The 23146-nt window shown below is 41.8% G+C and carries 26 protein-coding genes; 4 read left to right on the forward strand and 22 right to left on the reverse strand.

Annotated elements, in window-relative coordinates:
- Nucleotides 1-87: 87 nt before the first annotated feature.
- From ACYQ3Q_RS02390 to ACYQ3Q_RS02410, 5 genes are all read right to left on the reverse strand, one after another.
- Entirely contained in the window at nucleotides 88-1128 is a 1041-nt protein-coding gene (locus tag ACYQ3Q_RS02390; RefSeq protein WP_459927062.1) for a pilus assembly protein TadG-related protein, read from the reverse strand.
- Nucleotides 1129-1170: 42 nt separating this feature from the next.
- Nucleotides 1171-1566, reverse strand: coding sequence for a TadE/TadG family type IV pilus assembly protein (locus tag ACYQ3Q_RS02395; RefSeq protein WP_459927063.1), 396 nt, complete (start codon nucleotides 1564-1566; stop codon nucleotides 1171-1173).
- The gene (locus ACYQ3Q_RS02400) at nucleotides 1563-2084 is read right to left on the reverse strand and encodes an A24 family peptidase (RefSeq protein WP_459927064.1); all 522 of its coding nucleotides are present in this window, start codon (nucleotides 2082-2084) and stop codon (nucleotides 1563-1565) included. The genes ACYQ3Q_RS02395 and ACYQ3Q_RS02400 overlap by 4 nt, the downstream gene beginning before the upstream one ends.
- A gap of 129 nt (nucleotides 2085-2213) precedes the next feature.
- Nucleotides 2214-2390: a Flp family type IVb pilin gene (locus ACYQ3Q_RS02405; protein WP_459927065.1), complete on the reverse strand. Its 177-nt coding sequence runs from the start codon at nucleotides 2388-2390 to the stop codon at nucleotides 2214-2216.
- A 311-nt stretch (nucleotides 2391-2701) separates the two neighbouring features.
- The gene (locus ACYQ3Q_RS02410) at nucleotides 2702-2938 is read right to left on the reverse strand and encodes a hypothetical protein (RefSeq protein WP_459927066.1); all 237 of its coding nucleotides are present in this window, start codon (nucleotides 2936-2938) and stop codon (nucleotides 2702-2704) included.
- Between the two features lie 298 nt (nucleotides 2939-3236).
- On the opposite strand from ACYQ3Q_RS02410, the gene ACYQ3Q_RS02415 reads away from it, so the two are divergent.
- The gene (locus ACYQ3Q_RS02415) at nucleotides 3237-3545 is read left to right on the forward strand and encodes a zinc-ribbon domain containing protein (RefSeq protein ID WP_291300832.1); all 309 of its coding nucleotides are present in this window, start codon (nucleotides 3237-3239) and stop codon (nucleotides 3543-3545) included.
- A 70-nt stretch (nucleotides 3546-3615) separates the two neighbouring features.
- Here ACYQ3Q_RS02415 and ACYQ3Q_RS02420 read toward each other — a convergent pair whose 3' ends face one another.
- From ACYQ3Q_RS02420 to ACYQ3Q_RS02495, 16 genes are all read right to left on the reverse strand, one after another.
- Nucleotides 3616-4476 carry a nitrilase-related carbon-nitrogen hydrolase gene (locus tag ACYQ3Q_RS02420; RefSeq protein ID WP_459927067.1) on the reverse strand — a complete coding sequence of 287 codons (861 nt, stop codon included), beginning with the start codon at nucleotides 4474-4476 and terminating at the stop codon, nucleotides 3616-3618.
- Between the two features lie 28 nt (nucleotides 4477-4504).
- Nucleotides 4505-5455, reverse strand: a complete 951-nt coding sequence (locus tag ACYQ3Q_RS02425) for a LysR family transcriptional regulator (RefSeq protein WP_459927068.1) — start codon at nucleotides 5453-5455, stop codon at nucleotides 4505-4507.
- A gap of 379 nt (nucleotides 5456-5834) precedes the next feature.
- Complete coding sequence (locus tag ACYQ3Q_RS02430; protein WP_459927190.1) at nucleotides 5835-7340, reverse strand: cobyrinic acid a,c-diamide synthase CobB; 1506 nt, start codon at nucleotides 7338-7340, stop codon at nucleotides 5835-5837.
- A gap of 255 nt (nucleotides 7341-7595) precedes the next feature.
- Nucleotides 7596-7817, reverse strand: a complete 222-nt coding sequence (locus ACYQ3Q_RS02435; RefSeq protein WP_034142385.1) for a hypothetical protein — start codon at nucleotides 7815-7817, stop codon at nucleotides 7596-7598.
- A 34-nt stretch (nucleotides 7818-7851) separates the two neighbouring features.
- Nucleotides 7852-8910 (reverse strand): dissimilatory-type sulfite reductase subunit beta, encoded by a 1059-nt coding sequence (dsrB, locus tag ACYQ3Q_RS02440; RefSeq protein WP_459927069.1) that lies wholly within the window; start codon nucleotides 8908-8910, stop codon nucleotides 7852-7854.
- Nucleotides 8911-8949: 39 nt separating this feature from the next.
- Nucleotides 8950-10173, reverse strand: a complete 1224-nt coding sequence (dsrA, locus tag ACYQ3Q_RS02445) for a dissimilatory-type sulfite reductase subunit alpha (RefSeq protein WP_459927070.1) — start codon at nucleotides 10171-10173, stop codon at nucleotides 8950-8952.
- Nucleotides 10174-10207: 34 nt separating this feature from the next.
- Complete coding sequence (locus tag ACYQ3Q_RS02450) at nucleotides 10208-10396, reverse strand: ferredoxin family protein (protein ID WP_034142382.1); 189 nt, start codon at nucleotides 10394-10396, stop codon at nucleotides 10208-10210.
- A gap of 204 nt (nucleotides 10397-10600) precedes the next feature.
- Nucleotides 10601-12094 carry an FAD-dependent oxidoreductase gene (locus ACYQ3Q_RS02455; protein WP_459927191.1) on the reverse strand — a complete coding sequence of 498 codons (1494 nt, stop codon included), beginning with the start codon at nucleotides 12092-12094 and terminating at the stop codon, nucleotides 10601-10603.
- Nucleotides 12095-12123: 29 nt separating this feature from the next.
- A complete protein-coding gene (locus tag ACYQ3Q_RS02460) occupies nucleotides 12124-12288 on the reverse strand; it encodes a hypothetical protein (protein ID WP_459927071.1) in 165 nt (54 codons plus the stop codon).
- Nucleotides 12289-12448: 160 nt separating this feature from the next.
- Nucleotides 12449-14062 (reverse strand): (Fe-S)-binding protein, encoded by a 1614-nt coding sequence (locus tag ACYQ3Q_RS02465; protein WP_459927072.1) that lies wholly within the window; start codon nucleotides 14060-14062, stop codon nucleotides 12449-12451.
- Nucleotides 14063-14119: 57 nt separating this feature from the next.
- On the reverse strand, nucleotides 14120-15007 hold the full coding sequence (locus tag ACYQ3Q_RS02470; RefSeq protein WP_459927073.1) for a respiratory nitrate reductase subunit gamma: 888 nt from the start codon (nucleotides 15005-15007) through the stop codon (nucleotides 14120-14122).
- An 807-nt stretch (nucleotides 15008-15814) separates the two neighbouring features.
- Nucleotides 15815-16978: a THUMP domain-containing class I SAM-dependent RNA methyltransferase gene (locus tag ACYQ3Q_RS02475; RefSeq protein ID WP_459927074.1), complete on the reverse strand. Its 1164-nt coding sequence runs from the start codon at nucleotides 16976-16978 to the stop codon at nucleotides 15815-15817.
- Nucleotides 16979-17124: 146 nt separating this feature from the next.
- A complete protein-coding gene (locus ACYQ3Q_RS02480) occupies nucleotides 17125-17847 on the reverse strand; it encodes a DUF2786 domain-containing protein (RefSeq protein WP_459927075.1) in 723 nt (240 codons plus the stop codon).
- A 20-nt stretch (nucleotides 17848-17867) separates the two neighbouring features.
- Nucleotides 17868-18167: a hypothetical protein gene (locus ACYQ3Q_RS02485; RefSeq protein WP_459927076.1), complete on the reverse strand. Its 300-nt coding sequence runs from the start codon at nucleotides 18165-18167 to the stop codon at nucleotides 17868-17870.
- A gap of 77 nt (nucleotides 18168-18244) precedes the next feature.
- The gene (locus ACYQ3Q_RS02490; RefSeq protein ID WP_459927077.1) at nucleotides 18245-19006 is read right to left on the reverse strand and encodes an alpha/beta fold hydrolase; all 762 of its coding nucleotides are present in this window, start codon (nucleotides 19004-19006) and stop codon (nucleotides 18245-18247) included.
- Between the two features lie 408 nt (nucleotides 19007-19414).
- Nucleotides 19415-19546 (reverse strand): hypothetical protein, encoded by a 132-nt coding sequence (locus ACYQ3Q_RS02495; protein WP_459927078.1) that lies wholly within the window; start codon nucleotides 19544-19546, stop codon nucleotides 19415-19417.
- 190 nt (nucleotides 19547-19736) lie between these two features.
- Between ACYQ3Q_RS02495 and ACYQ3Q_RS02500 the strand changes: the two genes are divergently transcribed.
- Together ACYQ3Q_RS02500 and ACYQ3Q_RS02505 are read left to right on the forward strand one after the other, a co-directional pair.
- Nucleotides 19737-21056 carry an aminotransferase class V-fold PLP-dependent enzyme gene (locus ACYQ3Q_RS02500; RefSeq protein ID WP_459927079.1) on the forward strand — a complete coding sequence of 440 codons (1320 nt, stop codon included), beginning with the start codon at nucleotides 19737-19739 and terminating at the stop codon, nucleotides 21054-21056.
- Nucleotides 21057-21124: 68 nt separating this feature from the next.
- Nucleotides 21125-21601, forward strand: a complete 477-nt coding sequence (locus ACYQ3Q_RS02505) for a DsrE/DsrF/DrsH-like family protein (protein ID WP_459927080.1) — start codon at nucleotides 21125-21127, stop codon at nucleotides 21599-21601.
- 12 nt (nucleotides 21602-21613) lie between these two features.
- Here the strand turns inward: ACYQ3Q_RS02505 and ACYQ3Q_RS02510 are convergent, their stop codons facing one another.
- Nucleotides 21614-22246 carry a ribonuclease H1 domain-containing protein gene (locus ACYQ3Q_RS02510; protein ID WP_459927081.1) on the reverse strand — a complete coding sequence of 211 codons (633 nt, stop codon included), beginning with the start codon at nucleotides 22244-22246 and terminating at the stop codon, nucleotides 21614-21616.
- A 202-nt stretch (nucleotides 22247-22448) separates the two neighbouring features.
- Between ACYQ3Q_RS02510 and ACYQ3Q_RS02515 the strand changes: the two genes are divergently transcribed.
- Nucleotides 22449-23117: an AbrB family transcriptional regulator gene (locus ACYQ3Q_RS02515; protein ID WP_459927082.1), complete on the forward strand. Its 669-nt coding sequence runs from the start codon at nucleotides 22449-22451 to the stop codon at nucleotides 23115-23117.
- Nucleotides 23118-23146 lie beyond the last annotated feature (29 nt).

The following is a 23146-nucleotide window of genomic DNA, read 5'->3' on the forward strand; positions in this document are numbered from 1 at the left end:
TTGATCACCTCTCAGTATACAAATCATCACTTTTACTATGCTAATTAGACTGGCATTCTTCAAGTTTGTGTCAGAAGAAGATGCGGGTTAATTACGGATGAGTTTCGGTGTGTATAATCCGAAATCATTACTAGCTACTCCATTCTCCATAGCCTGTTCTGTGTTTAATAAATCCGCTAGGTTGGCCAAGGAATGGCCATTTGAGGCGAGTGTCTGGATAAACCAACCGGTTACGACCGAATCATTTCCGTTTCCGGCAACCCCTTCTAGGAAGAAAGCAGCAAATCCAACAATTTGCACTTGATGAATGGAATTACCACTTTCAGAAATAATCTTGACAATAGGGATATGCACGATCTGAGGAGCATTTCGATCATAATGGTCAATTGTATTTTTGGGTAGGCGTGTATCGCGACTTAAGCGAGTGTTAATTCCATCTGCCGTTGGCCCGCTCATATTTCCGTGTTTGACATCCAGAATTTGTCCCACTCGCAGCGTTCCCTGATACCCGTTGGCCAAATCCGATTCATAATTGTTGGCACCAGTACCACTGAGTTCCAAGGCGCCGTACCAGCCGGAGGCTCCAGACTCGTTGCCATATTTCTTCACACTATTATTCTTATCCTCATCAAGGTACCAATCTGTGGTTCCAGACCCTCCTCCAGATTTGAGGACATACTTTTGTCCATAGATAAAGTCTTGTTCCTGGACGCTAAGAGGAACGGCTCCGAACAGTCCTAGCGGTGGAACCATCATGGCCTTGGAGGATACAGAAATACTTTTTTCGGTAATCCCTAAAATTCGACCGAAGTAAGTAGGAACTTGCTTGGTGGCTTGAACAATAATTTTGGCGTTATTCGCCTCAAAGGAAACGCTAACAGCAGGTGCCCCATTTTGTGTCGCATAAGCTCTCGCTTTTTGTTCCGCAAGGCTGGGATCATTGGGGAGCTCCTGTACTCCAGCGAGTGATGCTGCATCCACTGAATTCTGCAGCTTGGCCTTGTGGGCATACAATAACCCAATATCTGTTACAATGGCGCAGAAGCCGAGAAGGGCTGTTAAGGACAGCGCGACCAGCACGACAACACTCCCGCGTTCCTGAGGGTAATTTGATTTTATTTGAACCATGACCATCCTTCCTTCGTTGAGAAATGGGCACTTGGGTATTTTCTATTCGAGTCGCATAACAATGCTAGAACTTACAACAACCGGATTAGGTATCACAGCGCTGATGATTGGAATCACTAATTGTACCGGATAAGAGACTTGGATGGTCACCCCTTGACCAGATAGACGTAGAGCTTGATTCGGTGTTATATTGATCACTAAGCTAGCGGGATCGAGAGATGTTGCAGCATTTTGGACAGAAGTATTTATTTCTGAATCAGTTCCTCCAATGGTTGCCACCCGCCCGCCCTCCCTTGCGGCATTGCTAACCGTAATATAAGCATAGCCAATGCGCCCCATCTCGATTACTCCAAACAGTAACAGGAAAAACAGCGGCAAGACAAGAGCCATCTCAACTAAAGCTTGGCCATGCTCTCCTGTCCTGAGCTTTCGAATCATGACCATCCACCTCTCAATGGTAAAACCAAGGCAATCAGGGTTCCTAAGGCAATCGCGATTCCGTATGGGAATTTTTCTTGTCGCTCGTTCTTCATAGTTTCACTTAAATCCTGAGGTTTTTGTAGTATGGGGAGAAAGAGCAAGAAGTGCTTCAGGGTATTTCCTAGGGCTTTACGACGAGCAAGCAGAAAGACTGAGAAGAGACCCCCTATGAGTGCTCCGTAGAGAAAACTGGTCAACACAAACGGGGCTCCACCAAAAGCTCCGATCACGGCTAGCAACTTTACATCTCCAGCACCCATGCCTCCCATAAGATAAGGTAGAAGGAGTAAAGCAAAACCGAGTGCTGCGCCTATTAGACTACTCGTAAATCCGGTGAATCCCCTTTGAATCGTATGGAGCAGGAGTGCCATGAAAAAGGCGGGAACGAGCAGTTTGTTATAGATTTTGTGATCACGCCAGTCGGTAAAAACAGCGATGCCTAAGGTCAATCCCAGAGCAACCTCATTCACTCCCACAAGAATTCCCCCCTCTTTTGATTAAAGAACCCTACTGCGGGCAGTAGGGTTCTTGTTTTTTTATACAACTGAATGATGACAATATGATATGGTGATTACTATGGGTAGAATTCCACATAATTGTTTTCGTCAAGGTGCTATTGTAGTAAGGGTACCATTTACTCTATTGAAAACTCCACCTATGCCCCCACTCAATGTATTAAGGGCTACGATGAGGACTACCGCTACCAGCCCGATAATAAGACCATATTCGACCATTCCTTGACCTTCTTCATCCTTAAGGAGTCCTATTAATTTTGCTTTCATCCTTAAAACCCTCCTTTATATTCTGTGTTTCGTGTTTTTATTATAGCGCCGCGACTCTCGATCGAACATAAGGCAATAGTCACGATCTAAGAAGAAATGGTCCTAGTCCTTAGTCCCTGTATTTAATTACCTTTAGATAAGGCGATGATTTCGCCTAATTGTCAGCGTAGGAAATGACCGAGTTGACCTTTTGTCAAACTCAAACAAGGTAGGTCCCAGTACGGCCCTACCTTAAGGTTCGAAACTAAATACACATTAAACTAAACCAAGTTCCCAATTTCCTTCTTCTCTACCGCACCCTAGTATTGTTACTAATGAAATGTCAAGAGACAGCTCTGTATAAAGGCTGTCGCATGATCCCTATGCACAGCCATGACTTGATCACGTTCTGCTCCAAGAGGTATAAAGATCGCAACGATCATCTCAAAGTTATATATTTTTTCTCCTGAAGACTGGCAGACTATATAACCGTTCTGGTTGAATAAGTCCTCAAGTCTTTGCATGCCCAGGATACGATCTGGTAACGTCTCACAATTGTAGTGCTCCATTTTGCCTATCCCCCATCTTGCCTGAATTCTTTGAAATGTTTATTGGCTTAATGTTATGCGATAAATCACTACTTTATTTACGCACCAGATACTTCCTTAATATTTTCTATTACGTTTACATAACTGGAAAATATTGTTCTAATTTGAAGGAAAATATTGACTAATCTTTATTATTTAGCTATAATTAAGATGCTCGGAGTACTTGTGGATTTACTCAAACCTTCTCGATTGCCTAAGGGTGTGGGAAGATTTATCTGAAGTTCCCATGTCGCGGGTAATAAAATTTCGGAGGTTTTTTATGTTTAATGACAAAATTTTAACTTGTAAAGACTGTGGTCGTGAATTTGAATTCACAGCATCAGAACAAGAATTTTATGCTGAAAAAGGGTTTACTAATGAGCCTGGTCGTTGCCCTGAATGCCGTGCTGCAAGAAAAGCACAAACCAGAAATAACGGTGGCGGAGGATATTCTCGTCAACCACGCGAAATGTTCCCAGCTATTTGTGCTACCTGTGGAAAAGAAACAACTGTACCATTCCAACCTTCTGGTGATAAACCAGTATATTGCCGAGATTGCTATCAACCTCGCGCACGCAACAATTGGTAAATCGATAACAATAAAAACCTTTCCAAGCTTAATTGCTGGAAAGGTTTTTTGCATTCTAAAGAATAGTTCATCAATTTTGTCTACCTGTCTTTATATCTAGTTCAATAAGTTCATGATAAAGCTCCTTACGTCGATCGGCGAGAAAAAAGCTATCTCGCATCGAAGATCGTTCAGGACGCCGAATGAGATTTATCCGATCAGCTGAAAGAGTAGCAGCAAGTATACCTTCTTCACTCATCTCAGATTGATTTAATTGGTCTCCCTTTGGGCCAACGACTAAAGCGCCTCCGCTAAATTCTTTAGACCTTCCATTACTGCCTACTAAATTGCAGGCACCAAGATAAACTGAATTATCATAAGCACGTGCGCCAAGATAACGTAACCAAATTTCTTTTCGATCCCCAGCGACTAATGGGGATGCATGCGGAGCAAATAAAATTTCAGCACCTTTAAGAGAATAGATCGCCGCTGTTTCAGGAAAATGCCAATCCCAACAGATTCCTATGGCGAAGGTTGTTCCGTGTGCACTAAAAATTGGAAAGTGGTCTCCCGGATTAAAAAAGTCTAATTCACTTCGTCCTAAATGCACTTTACGATAGACAGCGGGTTCCTCACCCGGGGAAAGAATCACGTGGGAGATGTAAGGTTTATCTTGTTTAGAACCTTGCTCAACTAAACCCACTAAAAGAGTAAGTCCTAAGTCAGCTGAGCACTCTCTTAACTGTCTAATCCATGAACTCTCCAAAGATTCTCCAATTTCTAACGCATCTTGTGGCGAATAGCCATTGAGCGCACATTCTGGAAAGCACAGCAGAGATATCTCCTGTTTCTGAGCAGTTTGAGCCAAACGCGCAATAGTCAAGTAATTCCGCTCAGTCTGTCCTACAAATGATTCCATTTGAACAAGTCCTATTCTACAATCCTTTTTCATTCTCTCTGTCCTCGTCCTGCTCTTTGAGCTAAATTAGCTTATTGAGATCCTCTAACTCGATATGGTCTTTGCTTAATACTTCCGATAGTAATCTGTGATCGTGAAGTAGATTGATTAAGATGCGCTCATCTTTAGTCTGAGTGGTTCGTGCATTCGTCAGAATACTAAGAGGTCGATATATTGGAGCTTCTTGAATTTTTAAGGTCTTAAATATCTTTTGATCCACTTCTCGACTAACCGTCAAGGATGAGATAATTGTAATTCCTAATCCAGCTGATACCAATTGCTTGATTGCCTGAGTACTCCCTAGTTCCATTGTGACGTTCAATTGATCCGGATCTAGGCCTCTCTCTTTCAAAGCCATTTCCATCACTTTGCGAGTTCCTGATCCGTCTTCTCTGGTCACCAAACGCTCGTGAGGAAGTTCTGCTAAAGTAATGCTTTTTCTAGATGCCCAGGGGTGAAAATTAGGGATTACGACGACTAACTCGTCTTCCCAGAAGTTTTCAACTTTAAGGTCCTTATGCTGGGGAACAGGTCCCTCAATGAGTCCGATATGTATTTTTTTCTCCAAGACATCTTGAGAAATTGATTCGGTATTGGCAATTTTAACTTTGAAGTCTACGTCAGGGTGAGTTTTATACAAAAACGCCAGAATATTGGGAAGAATATATTCACCGATCGTTAGAGTAGCACCAAGGTAAATCAGCCCTCTCTGATCTTTAGCGAGTGCACAGATCTGTTCTTTAGCATTCGCTAGTATATCTAAGACACTCCGAACATGCGCATAGAATATTTTACCCTCTTTTGTTAATGTAACCCCTTTATTAGTACGATCAAAAAAACGAGCACCATATTGGTTTTCCAGATTTTGAATTTGTAAACTAATGCTGGGTTGACTCATGTGAAGCTTCTTAGCTGCTAAAGTGATATTTTTTGTCTCTGCCACCTCTTTAAATACAAGAAGGTGTTGTTCCATGATGAAGTATCCCCTTCCTCGATCCCCTATAGTTAAAATGCTTAACATTAGTTGTGTATTCCACATAAGAGAAACTCTAAGTTTGCCCTTAGGTGCAATAGTCTAAGAAGATGATGGTTATTAAATGAGCTTGCATAAATTCAGTCATCCACTATTATTATAATACCATTCGTTGGAGTTATTAGCCATATAGCCTCTCAATATTTAGTAAAATAAAAACGGAATCTTTGGAGATCCTCGCTATTTTTGTCTACAAGCCTTCGACTTAGATAGATGCTGAATAATAAGGGACATCAAAGTCTGACTAGGATGAAAAAGCCTCCCTGCCGGAAGGCTTTTTCTTATTATTGAAGCATTACTTATGTGTTATACTTCAATATTAAATAACTTGAGGATTATCGAGATCATTACTAAAATCACAATGTCCAGTTAGCTTTTCTGTTTGGATCCACTTTTTCCGACAGTAATTCATTGCTAACTTAACCATGCCCTCAGCCCATTCAGGGCTACCTACGACATGAATGTGATTATAGGCAGCAAAAACGTTCTTATAACAAATTCCGTCATTTTGCCCATTTATCCCATGCCCTCGCTGAACCTTATACCCAAACTTTACATCTGGAGACAAGTTTATGATTCGCGAATTATGAAACTCATGCCCCTTAACTACTGTTCCATCTGCAAACCATGACTGATTAGTCGTTGCTTCCATAAGCGTATACCCATGACCTTGGGGCTTTGCTTCCATTTGGGTATCGAAAGGAAGTAATCCGACCATTTCATGGTTTTGCGAAGAGACTTGAATTGAGCGACCCAGATACATAAGTCCCCCACACTCAGCATAAATTGGCAGACCCATTTCTCCAGCTCGTCTAATATCTGCACGCAAGAGCTTATTTTCTTCGAGCTTAGCAGCAAAAACCTCAGGAAATCCCCCTCCAATATAGAGAGCATCAATATCCTCAGGAAGTTGACTGTCTATAAGAGAGTTTATAATGACAATATCAGCACCTAAGGCTTTTAAAGATTCGATGTTTTCCGGATAATAGAAACTAAAGGCTGTGTCCTGAATAACCCCAATTTTAGGTGTGACACTTTTATCTATCATAGAGTATTTTGCTATATTGGAGACTATAGTCTGAGGAAACAGAGGAAGTTGAGGGGTGTTTTGAGCTAACCTGAGAACTTCTTTTAGGTCCACATGTTCACAAATGACATCCGCAAAGTAATCAAGTAAGTTTTCTGTCTCATCTATTTCACCATTGGTAACAAGTCCTAGGTGACGATCAGGAATGCATAAGTTCATGTCTTTAGGGATAGCACCCACCACTGGGATTCTACAGAACTCTTCGATGGCCGCGCGAGCCATTTTTTCATGGCGAGGCCGTGCCACTTTATTTAAAACAACACCAACAATTTGAACATCCGAATCAAAATGTTGGTAGCCCATCACCATAGCCGCAACACTACGGGTCATACGAGTGGCATCCACAACTAATAAAACGGGCGAACGGGTGATTTTTGCAATTTCAGCCGTCGAGCTACTTCCACTCAAATCTAAGCCATCATAAAGTCCCATTGCGCCTTCAATGATTGTAATAGATTTATCCAATGCTTGATTAGATATAGACTTGCATAGTTCATGTTTGTTCATAAAAAAAGAATCCAAGTTGCGACAAGTACACCTAGCTGCAGCCGTATGCCAACTAGCGTCAATATAGTCTGGCCCTTTTTTAAAGGGTTGAACTGCCATACCTTGTCGAGCAAATGCTCTGAGTAAACCTAAGGTAAAGGTTGTTTTTCCGCTTCGACCCTGAGGTGCTCCAATTACTAAGCGAGGGACATTATTGATACTGCATTCATTCATATCTGCCAAGGAAACCATCGTACCCACACCTTTCTTTGGAGAAATTTCAGTCAGGAAAAATATACAATACCGATTTCGCAATTTGAGAGATAGTTTAAAGGAATCATCCTTATCATAATACTAGCTTCATAAGGATTGTCAATCATAAAATTGACCATCCTGAGGCCCGTTCTTATAATGCAGACTTCAATTAATCTGCATTATAAGAATATGGACATTTAGGATGGTCTAATTAGGAATGCGTTAATCCATTCTAATAGATAAGAATCAAGATTAGTCTGGAGTTTGAACCTTACCTTTTAAGCAAATAAATGTTGTCGTAATGTAGAGATATTCAACGAGATCTTCTGCAGTAAGTTCCTTTACTGCGTTATCAACATCGCTTTTTGTCGCACCAATAGCTACTGCGACGTCTCTGCTCTTAGCTTTTTGGACTTTCGCAAGGTATTCCAGAACCTTGGCTTTGACTGCGGGATCTGCTGGTCCTCTTGCCATTTTAAATACCAACTTTCTAAATTTTTCCCTCAGATTAGTACTTAAATGATGCTGAAGTACGGAAGGTTTCTCTGGAGAAAATATAATCATCAATCAACATATCTGAGAATGGTAGCTCAGCCAAGCTGAAGAATTTCTCCCAACCAATCCGCTCAACCCACTCACCCACGCGCTCTCCCTTACGAGCATTAGCAATCCAGAGTTCAATAATTTTGCGAATTGCTTCAGTCGTCTCAGGCCAACGAGGAGCAGTGTTAGGAAGGAATGGAATTACCATACGGGAGAAACTAGGGGCTGAACGAGCATTTGAGGTTTTACCACCAATAAGAATCGCAATACCATCGTTCTTAGGATCGTAAATCTCCATTCCTGGGGACATGGTATAGCAGTTACCGCAATACATACATTTATCTTCATTAACGATAACACTCTTGTTCTTCGGATCTGGACGAATAGCTCCTGTAGGACAGCTAGCTACGAGACTTGGAATCTCAGTCCCTTTACGAATCACATCATGGTTGATACGAGGAGGAGTTCTATGAACACCAACAATTGCGATATCGCTGCAGTGTGCTGCTCCGCACATATTTAAGCAACAAGCTAAGCCCATTTTTAATTTAGCAGGGAGTACCATGGTATTGAAATACTCATATAAATCATCCATAACGGCTTTAACGACACCGGAAGCATCGGTAGCCGGAGTATGACAGTGTACCCACCCTTGAGTGTGAACGATATTGCTAATGGATTGACCTGTTCCACCAACACAGTAGCCTTTGGATTCTAAATGGTCAAGTAGTGGTTGAAGTTTAGCTTCATCCGAAACTAAAAATTCAACATTGTTCCGGGTTGTGAAGCGTAGAAATCCGTCACAATATTCGTCAGCGATTACACATAAATCACGGACAAAATCAATACTGACTAAACGAGGGGAACCCACGCGAACACTGTACAGGGCTGCGCCACTTTCAGCAACATGTTTGAGTACACCGGGTTGGGGAATCTCATGATATTTCCACTGTCCATAGTTTTCTTGTACAATCGGAGGAAGCATCTTTTTATAATGCGGAGGTCCTTGATCTAAAACTGCCATCATTATCCACCTCTCGTTAGCTACTTATTATTTTGAAAATTAGAGTTTCGATCCATCGAGTGCCGTTCCAGACCGATCAAGATCATCTTGATCCCAGAATACATATGGGTTAGCACGTGGGCGGAAGACCATTTGCGGTACAGGCTCGACTTCAATTCCTTTGAGGAATTTGGTCATTCCTAAGCGATAGATTGTTTCACCAATCCGCTCGCGCGATTTACCGTGCTCATCCCACCACTCCCAGATACGACGCATGAGATCCTTAAAGGGCTCAAAGTCATCTTCTGTCTCCATTTTCATGAATGGAACAATTACCCATGACATAAAAGCGGACTGAACAATGGTGGACTTTCCGCCAATTAAGATGGTAGCACCTTTTTCTTTTCCTGGATGAATAGCTTTAGTCATCATATTAATACAATGCATGCAACGTGTGCAATCTTCACCAACTATGCTGAGCTCTTGAGTCTCTGCATTGAATGTAAGACAGCGAGTTGGGCATTTGTCACAGACCATTCCTTGAACATCAAACTTATTAGCAACATACTCTTTTACAGCGTCTTGGTCAATGATTAAAGTATCACGCCAAGTACCGATAACAGAGCAGTCGGAGCGAGCAATAGAGGAAGTACAGTCATTAGCGCAACCTGAGAACTTAATTTTGCTCTTATATGGCCACATAGGACGATGAAGCTCATCCATGAATTCGTTCGTAATATTATAACATGCTTCAAGGGTATCATAACAAGCATGCTCGCAACGACCAGGTCCAACGCAACAGTTAGGGGTTCTTAAGCAAGACCCTGAACCACCGAGGTCAAAACCTGCCTCACTAAACTCATCAAAGATAGGCTGAATACTCTCTGTTTTGCATCCTAGAAGAATAATATCTCCTGTGGAACCGTGCATATTGGTCAAGCCGCTTCCATGTTTCTCCCAAATATCACAAACTGTGCGAAGTGCTTTCGTGTTGTAGAACCATCCAGATGGTTGAAGCAAACGGATCGTATGGAACTCAGCAACATTTGGGTAATTTTGAGGCTCATCGACATAACGTCCGATTACGCCGCCGCCATAACCCCTAACTCCAACAATCCCACCGTGTTTCCAGTGACCTCTGCGTTGTACATAAGATTTTTCCAAGACTTGGAGCAATTCGCCTGCAGCTTCACTTTTCACCGCAGCTCGCTTAATTTCCGTCACAAAACTGGGCCATTTACCTTTTTCGAGTTCGTCCAGTAGTGGCGTTTTCTTTTCTGTCATGGCACACCCTCCGTCTTCAAGTTTATGGGGTTTCTTACATTTCAACAATGCTGATAGCACCAGTTGGACAAACTGATGTACAGCTTTCACAACCCATGCACTCTGATTCGTCACCGATTACATGAGCTTTGTCCTCGCTAAAGCCAAGCAGGTGAGCTGGGCATCCTTCAGTACAAGCGTCACAACCTGAGCACACATCTTCATCGATTGATACAATAAACACAAATTACACCTCCTTAAACTTTTAAAGAGAACAATTAGAAGAACTATTAGAGAACTATCACATAGAGTACTGGGAGACTGGGAAATTTTTCACTTGTGTAAATTAACACTAGTCCATGTACTTAATTTAACACCTTGAGTTCTATTCGTACAATATATAATACAGATTGTACTATACAGAAAACTAATTATGAAATCTACAACTCTATTCTTGACTATTATAGGCATTTAAAACAGAGATACCTCCCTGTAGATAAGCCACCTGACGCACTTCTTTCCCTAGTAGCATACGCACTGCTTCATACCCTCTGATACCTAATCCACATACTGTGACAATCAATGAATCTGTTGGGACCTCTTGCCAACGCTCCCTTAGTTCTCCCAAGGCGATGACCTTTGTCCCCTCGAATGGCAGAGGGCTAGCATTCACTTCTTCCGGTTCACGCACATCAAGAATACATAACTTCTCTCCTGCATTTAAGCGCTTTACAACGGATTCAGCAGTGATTCCTTGCGCTAACCCCAGACGTATGTTTTCCAAGGTTGTAGCAGCGTGTATGAGCACATCAATTGCCGTGGCAAAGGGTGGCGCATAGGCTAGATCTAGATCGATTAAATCCTCTACTTTAGCACCAAACTTTAAAGCGGTCGCCAAAACATCAAGTCTCTTAACACTCTCACCACTACCACAAACTTGGGCTCCCAGCAATCGCCCGTTTTCCTTTTCAGCAATTAATTTAATCGTAATATTGGCATGCATGGGGTAATAATGAGTAGAGTCTAGTCCACTACTGACACTGGTTACGACGTTATAACCCTGTTTTCGAGCTTCTGCTTCACCCAAACCGGTGCGCCCAATATTAAGTTCAAAAGCTTGAAGAACAGACGTTCCCTCAACGGGGGCAAAGCGGGCGGGCATTCCAGCGATATGATCTGCTATGACTCTACCTTGTTTATTGGCGGTTGAGGCAAGCGGAATGTAAACAGGCTCTCCTGTAAGCAGATGGCGTTGTTCTGCACAGTCTCCGCCAGCGTAAATTGCTGGATCATTGGTCAACATGTGCTCATCGACTTGAATTGCACCTGTAACTCCAATCTTCAGTCCGGCTTCGCGAGCTAACTCCACTTCAGGGCGGACTCCGGTAGCTATCACTACCACATCAGTATCAATTGTTCCTTGTTCCGTCAAGACACGGCAGACATTTCCCTCAAGATCCCCTTCTAAACCAAGCACTCTACAGGATAGGCGAATGTCAACCCCGCTCTCTTTCATTTTACTCTCAACTAGTTTGGCCATATCAGCATCGAGTAACTTAGGCAGCACCTGAACTTCTGCTTCGCATAAAGTGACTTTTAATCGAGGACTTGCAAAGGCATCTGCCGTTTCAATGCCGATCAGCCCAGATCCCATTACTGTAACATGTTTGACCTTTTTGGCTTTGATTAATTCCTTGAGAGTTAGGGCATCGTGTGGATGGTGAAGCGTAAAGACCCGGCCCAAGTGCACACCTGGAATTGGAGGAATACTGGATTTTGCTCCTGTGGCAAGAACTAAATAATCATAAGGCACCGTCTCTTCAAGACCTGAATTGAGGTTACGAATATAAACCTTTTTTTCTTTTCTATCGATTTTTTCGGCTTTAGTTTGAGTAAGGACATTGACATCTTTTTGGTTTCGAAAAAAGTCTGTATTCCTCATCAAGCCATATGAGGTCTTCATTAAGTCATCTAATTGGGGTACCAGGTACCCACATAAAGTGGTAGTCCACATGCCCCATAAGAGATTAGACTTCCTTTTTCTAGAATAGTGATCTCAGCATCGGGATTTAGACGCCTTAAGCGTGCAGCAACTTTAGGACCGATTGCAACTCCACCGACAATAATTACTTTCATGCTCAACTCTCCCCCATTTATCTATTTTTTCACAATCTAAAGCTTAATGAACTCACAATTTCAATGTCCGGAAAGAACAATGAATCTTGAACAATGGACCATTTCAGATAGTCTGAAATGGTCCATTAAAAGCATCCAGTTTAAAAACTCTAAGATCAGATTACTCTAGAAACTCCAGGAAAGGTTTTTCCATACTTACAAGCGCATTTACCATGAGCTCTACTAAACCGCCATACTGAACGTTGTATTTCTCGGTGACTTCGTAATGTTCCAGAATAGCCCGCATAGCTCCTTTACAATTAGAACAAGGAGCGCAAATGTATTTTGGAATTGAAGCATCTTCAATAGTATCTTTGAAAGCTCCTAGGATCTGGTTGAATTTCATCCGAGAAGCTACATGATCTCTGAACTGAGGGAAGTTCTGGGAGTTCATAATGGCGAAACCGCTTCCCCCGCCACAGCAGTAGTTATCAACTCCATGGGGAGTCATTTCCCTAAACTGAGGAGCAATTGCTCTCAGGATATTCCGTTGAGGTTCAACAATCCCTAATTGTCTCACGACATTACAAGGATCGTGCAGGGTCACAGGGAAGTTATTTTTACTGGGATCGAGCTTTAATCGTTTGTTCTTGACCATATCCCAAAGCAGTGGCAGACAGCTTTCCACTGGAATCTTAGCATCTCCATACGCCATACGATCACCCACCATCATCGAAGCCTTATGGGCATGTCCACACTCTGCGACCACAATTCGGTTGACTCCAAAATCTTTCGCTACTTTCATCTGCATCAGAGCAATCTGTTTAGCCTGATAATCATCATACCACAGTCCATAATTGACACTGTCATACCCCATGATTTCACTACTAAGGGTCCAATTGATTCCTGCTGCGTCAAAAAGAAGGGCAAAAGCAACAGGGTTTTCCGGCCATGCCATAAACTCGCCTGCATTATGCAATACTAGAATATCTGCACCTTTTTTATCGACTGGAAACTTAAACTTAATGCCGAATTTTTCTTCGGTATCTTCTTCTAAAAACTCCAGGGTATCTAAAAAAGCCGGCTTGCCTAGGCCAGTCGAAGAACCAGTCTTAATCTGAAGCATTGTGCCTTTTGTATGCAGAGGAGTCGGCGCAATACCCATTTCTTGGCTGAAAATCTTACGAATTTCTTTAGTGAGGATGGCGTTATCCAAGCCTAGTGGACAGGTCTGAGCACAGCGTCGGCAGAGGTTACAGCGATAGGCTAATTCCCCCAAACGAGCAATTGTCTCCCAGTTTACATCGATATCAGCGCCAACAAAGCTGCCCAGCAGTTTTCCACTCGTTGTAAAATACTTTTTCAGAATTTTGCGCAGGACCTCCGAACGATAAATTGGTCGATATAATTCATTGTTCCCTGAGGCCGTATATATATGACAGGCATTGGAGCACGTATCGCATTTAGCACAGTATTCAAAAGACAATAAGAGCGGTTGAAGTACTCCATTATTAGCATCAGAAAAGATTTTTTCTAGGCCGCTGAGGAACTTTCGGACAAACTCGTCTTCTTCCTCTTTAGATTTGGGACGAACTAAGGTATCGATACCAACATAACCATCTAACGACGTACAGTATTTTTCTTTCCAGGCAGGCTTAGGATCCGTGAGCGGGGGTTCCATTCCGGGTTTATCATAGGGCGCTAATAAAGGCATTAACTGATCAAGTTCTAGTTTAATCAGTTGCTCATCCGATCGTCCCATATCTTTCGGACGTAAATCTTTTTGATTTATCATACTTAGATCTCCTTTTTCTATATAGTTAATCCTTAAGAATTGGAAGATTGGACGTTATTACTTGGATACGGTAGGTGGCTTAATATGAGGGGCAGACCAAGAGGTGGTTGGGCGAAAAGTCGAAGCTTTTTTGACCTTTTGCTCAACTGCACTGCCTTTAAGATTAGGACTATTATCCCATAGAACCGTATGGAAGGTAAAATACTTCCCAACATAGTGACTCATCTTACTGATAGGAATATAAGTTAGCATAATTCCAACCAAAATTATGTGTAAGGTAACTAGACCACTGGCTTCAAAAGGCGTAAAGGTGATGAGGTTCGAAGTTACTACTCTGGCACTATGAAAGGATAAATCACTGCCCCAGGTGAGAACCCCTGTGAATAGAGCTGCAAAAAGAAGTAAAAGGTTAAAGTATTCTTGTGGAGTTGTGTATTTTTTCAAGGTATTATCGAACATCCTGCGCAGAAATAATAATCCAGCCCCTAAAGTACCTATTGCGAGCCCGCAAATCCCTGTAACAAGCGATAAATAGTAAATTAATAGACCCCAAATACTTGGACTATTCGCAGCTACACTAATTCCATTGAGGACAGTTACCGCTCCTACGACCAATAAAATGGTCCAAGCCATGAGCAGGTAAATCCCTAAATGCAAGGCATAAGAAATCCACCAAAAAGGTCGTTGGTTTTCAAACAACTTTTTGATGAAAAGGATCTCTTTTAACATTTCTATGACTTCTCTCACATGAGAAACCTCGTGAGGCTTACTCCACCACGCTACTTCCTCATAATAGGAACCCCCATGTTCAAATCCCTTTTCTTTGGGTACAGGATAGAGTTCCATTCTCCCATGCAAGGGCATTTTGGCAAATTGATAAACTTTGTAAACAGATATTCCGACGAAAAGGAGTATGGATAAGTACGCAATTAAACTAAGAAACATAAACCCTCGACCTCCCTACACTTGTTATTATTTTAACTATTTTAGTCTAAGTGAGTTTTTGGTGCTTGTAAAATTATCATTTCTCATAATACCATCGCATAAATTGATGACAATATTTGTCTTAGCAATTAAGAATTGGATGAATTATCTGATACGTTTTTAAATCCCTCATTAGAATCAGAAAGAGCATCTCCGAAGGATATCCTTACAGAAATGCTCCTCAATATTTTAGTTCAGATCTTTAGAAAATCACACCAAGGGCAATAAGAATAAGAATTGCGATTGCAATAATCCCTACGCCAACACAACTTCCTAAACCGCAACCTGCTCCGTATCCGTACATGAAATTTCCTCCTTCCAAAGTTGACATGGATCTAGATTCTTATTTTAAAACACAATACCCATTGCTATGAGCAGAAGAATAATAACCACTACAACAGCGATGCCGGACAACAAGTTTGGTCCACAAGCTCCGTCAACTACTCCACCAAAAGCCATTTGATATTCCTCCATTCTAATAATTTATGGTTTTCTTAATGTAGTTTATGGGGGGCAGAGGATATTGTTACATATTTTGGTATTTAATTATATATTTGGGAATGTTGTTCGTCATCGATTCTTGGGGAACAACAAATTCCTTTGTTGCCTTCCCCAACAAAGTCCTCCTTTTGTGAGGAGATATCTTCATCAAAGGGGGAAGTGCTCTTGATCGGAGGAACGATTGATCCGAATAAAGAAAGTTTAGAAATTAAAGAAACTTACGTATTATAGAAGAGAAGTCTAATGCTGAACGCATTAGACTTCTTCTTACCCATTAATATTAGGTTTTTGATAGAGCTCTCTGGGTGGACGCGGACCGAAAAACTGGAAATAATGACATTCGAGACGCCCTGTATATAGTTTTCTACTTTTGTCCCAGCGGCGTCCAATTAATCGTTCAGGAAATTGGTGAGTGGTTAGCATATGAAGCGACCAGTTCTCCATACGATTAAACGTTTCTCCAAGTTCCCGATAGAGTCCTTCAACATCAGTAACATCTCCAAGCCGCTCTCCATAAGGTGGATTGGCAATCATATGTCCATATTTGAACCTAGACCGCACTTCTGCCACAGGTAATCGTTGGAAATGAAGCACTTCGTCTACCCCAGCCTCAACAGCGTGCTTGCGAGCCAAAACTAAAGCTTTGGGGTCGATATCTGAACCAATAATATGTAGTGGTACATTCCGGTCCCATAGATCTAGCGCTTCCTGCCAAGCTTCTTGCCAAAGTTTTTTCGGGATATTTGGCCATTTCTCTGCAGCAAAGCTGCGCTTGAGTCCTGGAGCTCGGTTCTGGGCGATCAGAGCTGCTTCGATAGGAATGGTTCCCGTTCCGCAAAAGGGGTCAATTAAGGCACGATCCTTATTCCAGTAACTCAGTTGGATCATGGCCGCTGCTAAAGTTTCTTTTAAGGGTGCTTCTCCAGCAAGTTGTCGATATCCGCGCTTGTGTAAACCAAGCCCTGACGTGTCAATAGTAAGAGTGACCTTGTTATTCAGAAGGGCGACTTCAATCTGGTAACGGGGGCCTGTTTCTTCAAACCAATTTCGGCCATACCTTTCCTTGAGGCGCTCCACGATCGCCTTCTTCACGATCGCTTGGCAATCAGATACACTAAAGAGCTGGGACTTTATAGATTTTCCTTGGACCGGGAAATTGGCATCCTCCGGAAGCCAATCCTCCCACGGAAGAGATTTTGTTTGCTGAAAAAGTTCTTCAAAAGTTCGAGCTTCGAAAGAACCCATTTTAAGCAGAACACGATCAGAACTGCGCAACCAAAGGTTTGTGCGACAGATAGCTAACTCGTCCGTGGTGAACGAGACTTTTCCATTTTCGACAACTAACTCCTGATAGCCGAGAACTTTAAGTTCTCGAGCTACGATGGATTCCAAACCAAATGCCGCCGTTGCAATCAGCTCAATTTTTGCCATTTGGATTCACCTTTCTTAATTCCAGAAGTAATCCGTTCAAGACTTACCTCTTTGATATTGATTATTAAATATCTACTATCATAATTGCTGATCCTCCAAATGGCAAGTTTGTGGAAATTTTAATGAAAGTCATCTAGCTTCACTGATTATCTTAGCCTTCCATGAGCGGCAGAACTAAAACCCTTGCCATCACTATAGCCTTTAGAGTAGGCCACTTGACCAGCTGAAGTATTGACTCTGGTATATTGTGACGATTGACCGCGTTTTAAGTCCATGTCTTTATAAGTTTGAGTTACTAACTCATCTTTCATTAAAACCAGCCCCCATCCTTCCTTGCTCACTTGCTCGTTATATTGAGCTTCTAAGCCTGAAATCCATCCCTCAACATAATTATTTCGAACCCCTCTTTGCTGAGAGATCCCTAGGCGATGCCCATGCTGTAATAAATGATCTTTACGATAAGCCTTCATGAACTGGTCTGCCCCGAATCGTATGTAGTCCGTGGCGAAAGAAAATGCCATGATCGCTATTTCGGTATCCTCCTTCAGCCCCATGAATGCCAGCCTTGTATAGCCTTTGCATTTATTGAGATAAGAATAACACCTAAAATTTTGGGCAATGACCCTGCCCAAGCTCTTTTTCCACCAGGACAACTTTTCAAATTCCGTAGCATAATCATCAAGAACTTCTTTCAGTGGGGTACTTCCTGCTGAGTCTCTTACTTCAACTTCATTTATCCCGTTTTCCGCCATTAAACGTTGGGCCATTAAAAGCGCACTTTGTGCCTCATTGCTTGCTGGGTCACCACCGTTCTGCGCCAAATTAAGCAATGCCCTTACTTTATGCAATATTTTCTTGTCGACTGCCAATTAGCACACCTCGTTTTCTTTCAAATGCAGTCTTCTACTTTTACATATATTTCAACAGTCATCACTTCTAGCGTTTCTCGAACCTCAGATTCTTCATTATGAATAATCGCTAAGGGTTCATTGTCCATAAGTTCCCAGTCCCCATCCTCATTTTTGGATAGTCTACGTCGCTTCTTTTGTACGCTCCATGTATCTTCGAGAATAGTCTCTTCCACTTGTTCTCGAAATTTTTCCTTCATTAACTCCACCACATGAAATAACATTCCATCATCGTAATCATCAAGCGGTACATTCATATAGGCACCAATCGTTTTCAGCATGGTTGATAACCACCTCGAATTCTCTCGGACTTTTTAAAACTTGACCATTAATAATGGAATCACACGGAGCGCAAGTCTTAGCGGAGACCGCCTAAGAAACTTCGCATCGCCTGATTGACTAAATCTGGCTGTTCCAGCATAGCCATGTGCCCCGCATCCTGAACAATTGTGAGGGTTGATTGCCCTAATTCGGCGGCCAAGTATTTCGAATATTTGACTGGGGTCATTTGATCATCTTCTCCACAAATGACTAAAGTAGGGTGATTGATTTCCTTGATACGATCCATGATATTAAAGGCGTTACAGGCCCTAAAATCGGCTAAGAATACCCCCGTGGGAATTGTTTTCATCTCTTCAGCAGCTTCTTTCAAGACCATTTCAGAAGTTTTTTCAGAATAGGTATTTTTGATATTTTCTAGCGGGTGTTCACCTCTACTCAAAACGTCAAATGTATAGGGGTTCACTCGCAATCTAGCTCCACTGTCAACAATGATTAGCCCTTTTATAGCTTTAGGATAGGTCAAAGCGAGCTCCATTGCGATCGCTCCTCCCATGGAATGCCCGGCAATAACAAATTGTACAAGCCCTAAGGCCTGTGCAAAACTCCAAATAAACTCGGAGTAACCTTGGATTACATCATCGGCAGAGCCCTCTGAGCGGCCATGCCCAGGAAGGTCAAGGGCAATTAGATTATAACCTTCGATTCCTGCTAATTGATAGGCCCAATTTTTACCCGTTCCCCCAGCTCCGTGCACAAATATTACCGATGTCCGATCAGCCAATATCTCACCATTTTGGCGATAATAAGTGTTCTTACCCTGAATGTCTACAAACGGCACTATTGAACGCTCCTCTCGATACCCACAAATATTTTTCGGCACGAATCTTTGGTACTATTCTGAATTATTCTTAATCCTATTAAACTGAAGATCATTGAATAAGTCAATTACTTTTCTTGGACTATGCCTTCTATTACATCAATCTAGGCATTTAAGGAAAACCTAAATCAGCTCAACAAAAGTTGTTATTAAAGGAAAGGGGATTACAATTAATGAGCAATAAGAAAACTGACAAATCGAGAATGCATGCTGCAAATGTTGATGATCAACGACCAAATTCTGATAATGATCAGAAAAAGGTTCCTACGAGTGCTACTAATAACCCACTACGCTAATTAATCGCTTATAAGGGGTTGTAACAATCTAGAAAACTAGTTTGTTACAACCCCTTAATGTACCTTGAACGATTTAAGTATTAGACTCTTTCTCAGTGACATTCTGATCCTTTTTTTGATGTTGTTTGGATTCAGCGCTTCTAGAATCATACTTCGCACTCGTAAGTCCTTTGGTGTGTTTTTGAATCTCTCCTGACTTTTTCATGCCTACCTCCATGTATCTTTACTTTATCCATTCCTGAGACTCGATGTTCAACTTTCGTAGACGAGTTCACTAGAATCCTATATTTAGTATGTTTCATTAGAGACTATATCATGTAGCTAAAACTTCTTTCACCTTTTTCGTCACGCTAAAATATTATGCTAGCAGACATATTTTCGAAAGAAGTGATGGTATGAATTTGAATTTCAAGTTATCGAGATCCATCTACCGACCTTTAATCGTCGGAGTTGACACCAAAATTCCTCTCCAGAATGGTCAATATGCAACCGCTATTAACTTTGATAACGCAGCTTCTACTCCCCCCTTTACCTCAGTATTAGAAGAAATTAACCAATTTTCAATGATTTATTCTTCCATTCATCGAGGTACAGGCTATAAATCGCAGCTTTCGTCGAAACTTTTTGAAGAAGCCCGATCCGTGATACTCAAATTTGTTAATGCTGATCAGCACAAAGATACCGTTATTTATGTTAAAAACACGACTGAAGCGATCAATAAATTAGCCTATCGACTTTGGGATGGAGACAAAAGAAGTGTTGTCCTCTCAACGTGGATGGAACACCACTCTAACGATCTACCCTGGAGAAGTAAATTCAAAGTAGATTATGTACAAACAGACTCGAGAGGAAAATTGAGTCTAGAGGATCTGGAGAGTAAGCTAATCAAACATAAGGGTAATGTGAAACTTGTGACTGTGACAGGTGCTTCTAATGTAACAGGATATGTAAACCCGATACATAAGATTGCAGAACTTGCTCACCGCTATAAAGCGAAAATCCTCGTGGATGGGGCCCAACTCGTTCCTCATAATTCCATCAATATGAATCCCAAAAACCTGTTGCAGAAGATTGATTATCTGGCTTTTTCTGCTCATAAAATGTATGCACCCTTTGGTATTGGGGTCCTGATTGGACCAAAAGAAACCTTTATCAAGGGGGTATCCGAATTCGTAGGCGGTGGAACCGCCCAGGTGGTAACTCATGATTGGGTAATGTGGGAAGATGCTCCCCACAAAGATGAAGCCGGCTCACCCAACGTGGTCGGTGTCATAGCCCTCGTGGCAGCGATTAAAACCCTGACCTCCATTGGCATGCAAACGATCGATCAGTATGAAAACCAGCTTACTCTCTATGCCAATTCAAAGCTTAAATCAATCCCAGGCCTAACTCTTTATTCTCATACTGCCCTAGGAGAACCCAGAATAGGGGTTATACCCTTTAATATTAACGGAATGGCACATGAGACGGTTGCTACTATTCTTTCCAATCATGCAGGCATTGCAGTGCGCACAGGCTGTTTTTGTACTCAGCCCTATATCCAACAATTGCTTTCCATTTCGCCGAAACAGATGGAGTTTTACCGGAAAAATGCTGATGCTCCCCGCCCTGGGATCGTTCGACTAAGCTTTGGACTATATAATGATTTTAGTGAAATTGATAGTTTAGCCCATATACTAGAGCGTATCGTGAGGCATCCAACAACTTTCGGCTAAAGATTGTTATATATATTCTCATTCTACAGATAATAGAGTCTAATGAATGAGAATAAAGGGGTGCCAATGTGAACAAGAAAATGAATCTTCTTATGTTTAGCGGTGATTATGATAAAGCTTTAGCCGCCCTGATCCTGGCCAATACTGCCCGTGAATTAGAGGTCGATGTAACCATGTTTTTCGCGTTTTGGGGGCTTTTTATTGTTCGAGACCCTGAAAAAGTGACTTTAGAGGAAAAAACTGTCTATGAAAAAATGTTTGGCATGGTAACTCCCAAGGGTCCAGAAGATCTCCCGCTATCCAAAATGAACATGGTCGGGATTGGCAAGCAAATGCTTTTGGAAATGATGGAAGACGACAAAACCCCTTCTCTAACAGACTTTCTTAATGGTGCCCGGAAAAAAGGGGTTAAATTTTATGGCTGTAAGTTATCGGTGGAGGTTATGGGTTTTAAGGCGGAAGAATTGCTTCCAGAAGTCGAGGTCATTACGGCAAAAGAGTACTTACGCGATGCGCTGGACTCAGATATGCAACTCTTTATTTAAATGTTGAAAGATTTAAGCTTTAATTCCTAGGGCATTTTTGGCCAGCCGGTCTACGTAATCGTTAAATCGATCTCCGCTATGACCGGTTACTTTTTTAAATTCATAACATTCAAGATTTTCCCGCATAAAAGCCACATAAGCTTGAGTAAACTTATTTTTCGCTTGCCAATTTCCATTCACCCACTCGGAAATACCAGAGTAATCGTGATAAATGCGAATCCGAACCCCTAAAGATTTTGCTTGCTCCACTGCTAGTTGGACAGCAGCTAGCTCTCCCGCAACATTTCTCATGCTTGCTGCTTCTAGATCTTGCCCTACCCCGTTACTTTCTAGAACAACTTGTCCATCCTTAATGAAGGCATAGCCATAGGAATACCGGCCATTGACATAACTACCATCCGTATACACTTCATAATCCACCGTACTCATCGACTGGCGAGGTTCATCAGTCTTCAACTTTCCACTCTGATCTGTCAGCACCCCTTGATTAGATTGATTTTGCCACTCCAGTGCTTCGGTTTTGGTTTCAAATCCTTTGTAAACAGCACCTTTAAAACCCTTAACGGATGCTTGACAGTCCGGCCAATTGTTGAAAATCCCTACCTTTGACCCTTTCTTAACGACATAGTAATTCTTTTTACCCAATGCAGTCTCCCCCATCAAAGAGATATGGACTTCCTAACCTAATTATAAAGGTTTGAATCGATTTATTATACATCAGAGATAAGAATTCCAGAAATGTGCCTTGGTATACTGTATTCATCTTATGTATAGTCGGAATATTCAATTATTGATTGTAATTTATCTACCTCATGTAATATACTATAACTATGAAGGGGGAGAGATTATGGAGACTTATAGCGTAAAGGTTGGCACTGAAGGAGAACTTGTTTTACCCAGCGAGTTGCGCAAGCTCTTCGGGCTGGTTGCGGAGGATACACTTGATTTATGTGTTGACTCAGAAGGAAAAGTGTTTGTCCGAACTGCTGAGCGATCAGTACAACCTCTTTCAGATTTCTTCGAAGATCTGATTATTAATGATTTGTTAGCAAAAGGGTGTAGAGGAGATTGTCTGAAGAAACAACTCTTGGATTGCAAATTAAAACTCAGTTCGGTTCTTGATCGCTTATCAGAAGATGCTTACAGGGCTTATAAAAATGGCCAATCCATAAAGTGCTGGGATACTCAAGCTTTAGCTCCCATGGGTATTCAGAAGGATAACAACGCTCTATTTGATGTTATGCTAACGGCACGTGGTGTTCATGATTTGGTCGTCCTTCGCAAAGCAGAACTGCGAGAAATACCTGCGGTTTTCAAGTGTTTAGAACAAGATCCCTACGGATTTAAACGGCTGCGCGGTCCGCATTATGAAACCTATCGAGTTTCTTTTCGGAGTGGAACCAAGGAATATAGAGTAATTTACACGGTCTTTGCAGTTGAAAAGCTCATTGTTGTTACCATGGTTGGAGCGCGCAAAGCAATTTATGAGCGACTTCAAAAGGACTTTAGCTTCTAAATAATTTATGGCATCCACTATCCTAACGG

The sequence above is a fragment of the Desulfosporosinus burensis genome (assembly GCF_054657535.1).